Consider the following 4,506-nt stretch of genomic DNA (forward strand, 5'->3'; position numbering starts at 1 on the left):
GTGGGTGCGGCCGGAGTGGGAGCCGGGAGGGGGCGGTACGGCTGCCGGGGGACGGGGCGTAGTAGTCGGCCACCGCCTCCTGCCAGTTCCTGCGCGGCGGGGCTGCCAGCGCTCGCATCCGGTCGACAGCGACGTGCAGGTTTTCACCGAGATCACGAACCGTGACCGCAGCTTCCTGGAGGTCATCGCACAGGTCGAAGCCGTCTTCGCGTTCGGATTCCTTGGCCTTCTCGGCTGCCGCCTCGAAGACGGCGAGGCGTTCAAGAAGTCCGTCGGTCGGTTCCAGGACCTGATCGGTCAGCTGGGCGGCTTCCTCATACGACGCGGCTGCGTTGAGCCGGTCGGTGAGGCCGAGCACCGCCCTGCCGTGGACGTAGTGGCCCGTCAGGTCTGTGGGCGTGCTGGCACTGTCGTGAACGTTTATGTCGGAGGTGCTGTCCTCGGAGGACATGTCGGCTCCTGCGATGAGAGGGAAGAGAGCAGGAAGAGACGACGGGGCCGATGCGAGGGCATCAGGGAGGCGACGGCTGCCCTCGTAAACCCATTGCGCAGATTTCGAAAGACTCACTTGCCGTGCCTCTTTCCGCTGGGAGGTCAGTTGCGGTGAACCCACGGGGGCTTTCAGTGCATCCGGGCATCCGTGTCGAACAGCCGTGCTTCGTGAGGGTGGAGGAGGTGCTGAACGATGAAGGACCGTCCGGCGACCTTCCACAGGCCCCTGCCGCGGTTGAGGTTGGCGATGGCGGTGGATTCAACGGAGGTGAGGCCCAGCAGTCCTGCCGCTGCGGCGACCTGGTCAGCTTCCTGCCGGTAGACGATCCGGGTGGAGCAGTCGGCCAGCAGGCCCTCGGCCAGGGCACGCCCCCGCGATCCGGCGTCGCCGGCGGTCAGCAGGTCGGACAGGCGGTGGATGACCATCAGATTGGCGATGCCCAGTCCGCGGGAGAGTTTCCACTGGCCTTGCATGCGTTCGAGGAGTCCGGCGTGGCGCATCAGCCGCCAGGCTTCGTCGTAGACGACCCAGCGGCGTCCGCCGTGCGGGTCGGCGAGGGCGGATTCCATCCAGGCCGATGCACAGGTCATTGCGAGGACGAGGGCGGTGTCGTCGCCGGAGCCGCCAAGGCGGGACAGATCGATGGAGATCACGGGGGCGCTCGGGTCGAAGCGCACGGTGGACGGGGCGTCGAACATGCCGGCCAGGTCGCCGTGGACGAGACGGCGCAGAGCGTGGGCGAGGTCGCGGGCGGAGTCGCCGAGTCGTCCCGCCACTGCTCCCCCGGCACTGTCGAGGATGGCGGAGTTGTTGAGGGTGGCGACGATGTCGCCGAGCAGCGGGGTGCGGCCGGTGGCGGTGGCCCCTGCGACGACGGTGTCGAGGGCAACGTCGAGTGCAGTGTGCTCCATCGGCAGCAGGTCCCGTCCCAGGACGGTGCGGGCGAGGGAACCGAGCAGCATCAGGCGCCGTTTGCGCACCTCGCCGATCCAGTCCGCCTCGGTCACGCCCAACGGTCGGGGCGCGGCGTCCAGGGGGTTGAGCTTGCCGGGCAGGCCCGGACCGAGGGCGATGGTGGTGCCACCGAGTGCCGTCGCAACCGGCGTCCACTCCCCCTTGGGGTCGCAGGGCACGTAGATGCGGTAGCCGAAGGCGACCGAGCGCAGCGCGACGGACTTCGCCAGCGCGCTCTTGCCCATGCCGATCACTCCGGCGAGCAGCACATTGGGGTTGGTGAAGCCTTCGACGCGGCCGTACAGAGCGAACGGGTCGAAGCAGAAGGACGCTTCGGCGTGGACGTCGCGGCCGATGTAGGTGCCCTCGGCGCCCAGGCCGCCTTCAGCCAGGAACGGGTAGGCGCCGACGGCGACGGCCGTGGTCATGCGGTGCGCGGGGAGTTTCAGCCTGCTGGCACGGGCGGAGGCCGGTCCAGGTCGGCCGGATGCCGGGTAAAGAGGTAGGGGTATCTCCTCTTCGGCGGGGACGACGTCGTGCTGCCCTGAGGCTGCCGTGCGGGCCTTGGCCTGAGCGGCGGCAAGTTGCCGTCGTGCGGCGCGCTTGGCTGCGCGGTCGGTGCTGCGGGGGGTGTAGAGCGGGCTGACATTGGCGCGGCGGGCATGGCGGACGGGCCGGGGCTTCATCGGGGCGGGCTCGGCTTCCTCAGGTGGATCAGATGTTGAAGTACGTGGTGTGTCCGTGCAGCGGTGGTGAGGCCAGGTCAGCGGGCGTGGTCTGGCGGCGCACGGTGATGGTCGTGACCAGATGGCGCTGGCAGATGGTGAGGAACAGTGGTCCTTCCAGGACCTGTTCGGACAAGCAATCGCCCCGCATCGCGGGGGTGCCGTCCAGGTGGGGCGCGCTGTGGTAGGCATCGTGGAGATGGCTCGTGGCCTGCCAGATGCGAGTGCGGGCGGCGGTGAGGTGACTGCCGGTGGCTGGATTCGACGGGTCGCCGTCCTCAGTGAGCCGGTCGAGCAAGAAGTGCAGGGCCACAAGGTGGGCGTGGACGGCGTCGAAATACGGGCGGTTGGCGAGAGCCGGCCGGCGGGTCTGCCGGCGGATGCTGGCGGTCGCTGCGCCGAGGTAGGCGAGCGGGCCCGTGGTGGGGGTGGATGGGGGCACGAAGCAAGGTTCCTTTTCGGCCGTGGGCTGGGGGTGTGGCTAGCGGTTGCGGTCGCGGCCGGTGGTCCTGGTCGGCGGTGGCGCTGGTGCGGCTTTTCCTCGGAGGGCCGCGCGCAGGGCACGATCCTGCTGCGGGGTGGCGCTGGCGAAGGTGAACTCCGTGCCGCCGTAGCCCTCGCGGCAGTCGGTGAAGGCGAGGTAGTTCGGCGTGATGATGATGCGGTAGTCGTAGCCGTCCACCCACACGCTGGCCGTCTGACCGAGGTTGGTGGAGGTGAAGTGGGCGGTCACGGCGGCGGCGAACACCTTGTCGGCGGTGTCCTCGTCGAGCCTCTGGGTCATCGGCGTCCTACAGGGCCGTACGAGCGAGGGGAAGCGCGGCGAGCGCGAAGGCGTCGGGCTGCTGATAGAGGAGGCGGCGCAGGTCGATCTGGGCGGAGACGGCCGCGGTCTCGACCTGGGCGCATGCGGCGTCGAGTTGCTCGTCGGTGTCGGCGGAGACGGTAAGCAGCCCGGTGAGGGCGACGTCGGCGTGTCCGGCGATCAGCTGCTGTTCTCGCACCTTGACGTCGGCGTACTCGACGATGTCTTCCTCGGAGTCCACCTGGCCGCGTCGGCGGCGCTCGGCCGCGTCAGCGATGATCGTCGCCTTGCGCCGCTGCACATCCTTCAGCGCCGCGTCCAGTTGCTGGGGCGCGTATATGAGGGAGAAGGCGCGGCGCACGCCGGCGGAGAACAGGATGGAGTGGAGGAATCCGGCTCCGGTCTCGGTTCTGGGCCAGTTCTCCACCCAGTAGGTGGCGTGCCGGGCGGTGTCGGTGGCGATCCGGTCGTGCTCCTCGACCTGGACCACGGGGCCGGCGGCGGCCGGGTCCGCCTCGGCCTTGCCACTGGGCGACCACTGCTGGAGGGCGGAGAGGGCGCCCGGGTCGTACGCGGTGCGGATGACGGCGGCGATCTCGGGGGCAGTGAGCCAGCCAGTGACGGTGAGGCCGGCGTTGCGTACGGCCTGGGCGACGGTGGAGGTCGTCTGCTGCAGGACGGTGAAGGCGCCGTTCAGTCCCCCGCCTGCCTGGCTGATCAGGCGCTTGGCGGCCTTGAGGTCGAGGGCAATGGTCAGGTACGCCTCGTGCGGGGCGGCGGCGGGTCCGGCGGAGGCGAGCAGGTCGGCGTAGACCTGTCCAGCGACGGGGGCGGCGGGGTTGCCGCGTTCGGCCCAGTGGCGGTTGAGGGCGTCGCCGGAGTCGGGGACAGTGCGTTCCAGAACCTGGATGGTCTTGATGTGGCCGGTGCGGGCAAGGCTGGCGAGGGTGCGGCTCCAGCCGTGGACGTTGGCGTTCTGGGTGGCGGGATCCAGCAGGGCGAAGGCGCGGCTGGAGACGCGGGCGACGGCGGTGAGGGTGTTCTCGCGCGGGTTGTGCAGGGCGGCGGCCTGCCCGTCGGCGGGGGTAACCATGCGCAGGGAGGCGTCAGCGCCGGGCAGGTGGAGCAGGCCGTCGGTGCGTGGCCGGGATGCGGGGCGGGCCAGCCACAGGTGCTGGCCGGTGCGCTGGCGCACGGCGTAGCGGGTGAGGACTGGGGCCCAGTCGATCAGGGAGCGTCCGCCGCGTCGGACGAACACCGCGGCTGCGATGACGGCCCACAACGGCGTGAGGCTGGCGGCTCCGGTCAGACCGGTGGTGACCACGGTGACCAGCAGCAGGGCCAGGGTGAGCGAGACCAGGAGGAGCTGGGGCAGGGACAGGCCGAGCAGGATGCCGCGGCGGCTGCGGTGCGGGAAGCGGACGGTCATTGGCGGTATGGACAGATCGGACAAGGCGCGGCCGTTCCAGGGGTGGCGTACGAGGCGGGAGGAGAGGGCCGGGGACGCCCGCGGGGCGAGGAAAGGGGCG

General features: G+C 70.4%; 4 protein-coding genes and 1 pseudogene. All 5 read right to left on the reverse strand.

Features of this window, described 5'->3' with window-relative positions:
• Window positions 1–451: pseudogene (locus FNH04_RS41920) on the reverse strand (hypothetical protein); the annotation flags it as partial.
• 170 nt (window positions 452–621) lie between these two features.
• Window positions 622–2,133, reverse strand: coding sequence for a TraC family protein (locus FNH04_RS41925; protein ID WP_152791488.1), 1,512 nt, complete (start codon window positions 2,131–2,133; stop codon window positions 622–624).
• A gap of 28 nt (window positions 2,134–2,161) precedes the next feature.
• On the reverse strand, window positions 2,162–2,614 hold the full coding sequence (locus FNH04_RS41930; RefSeq protein WP_194236994.1) for a DUF6238 family protein: 453 nt from the start codon (window positions 2,612–2,614) through the stop codon (window positions 2,162–2,164).
• A gap of 39 nt (window positions 2,615–2,653) precedes the next feature.
• Entirely contained in the window at window positions 2,654–2,956 is a 303-nt protein-coding gene (locus FNH04_RS41935) for a hypothetical protein (protein WP_152791489.1), read from the reverse strand.
• Window positions 2,957–2,963: 7 nt separating this feature from the next.
• Window positions 2,964–4,430: an SCO6880 family protein gene (locus FNH04_RS41940; RefSeq protein ID WP_194236995.1), complete on the reverse strand. Its 1,467-nt coding sequence runs from the start codon at window positions 4,428–4,430 to the stop codon at window positions 2,964–2,966.
• Window positions 4,431–4,506: the final 76 nt, after the last annotated feature.

It is taken from the genome of Streptomyces phyllanthi, from assembly GCF_009377205.1.
Classification (GTDB): domain Bacteria; phylum Actinomycetota; class Actinomycetes; order Streptomycetales; family Streptomycetaceae; genus Streptomyces; species Streptomyces phyllanthi.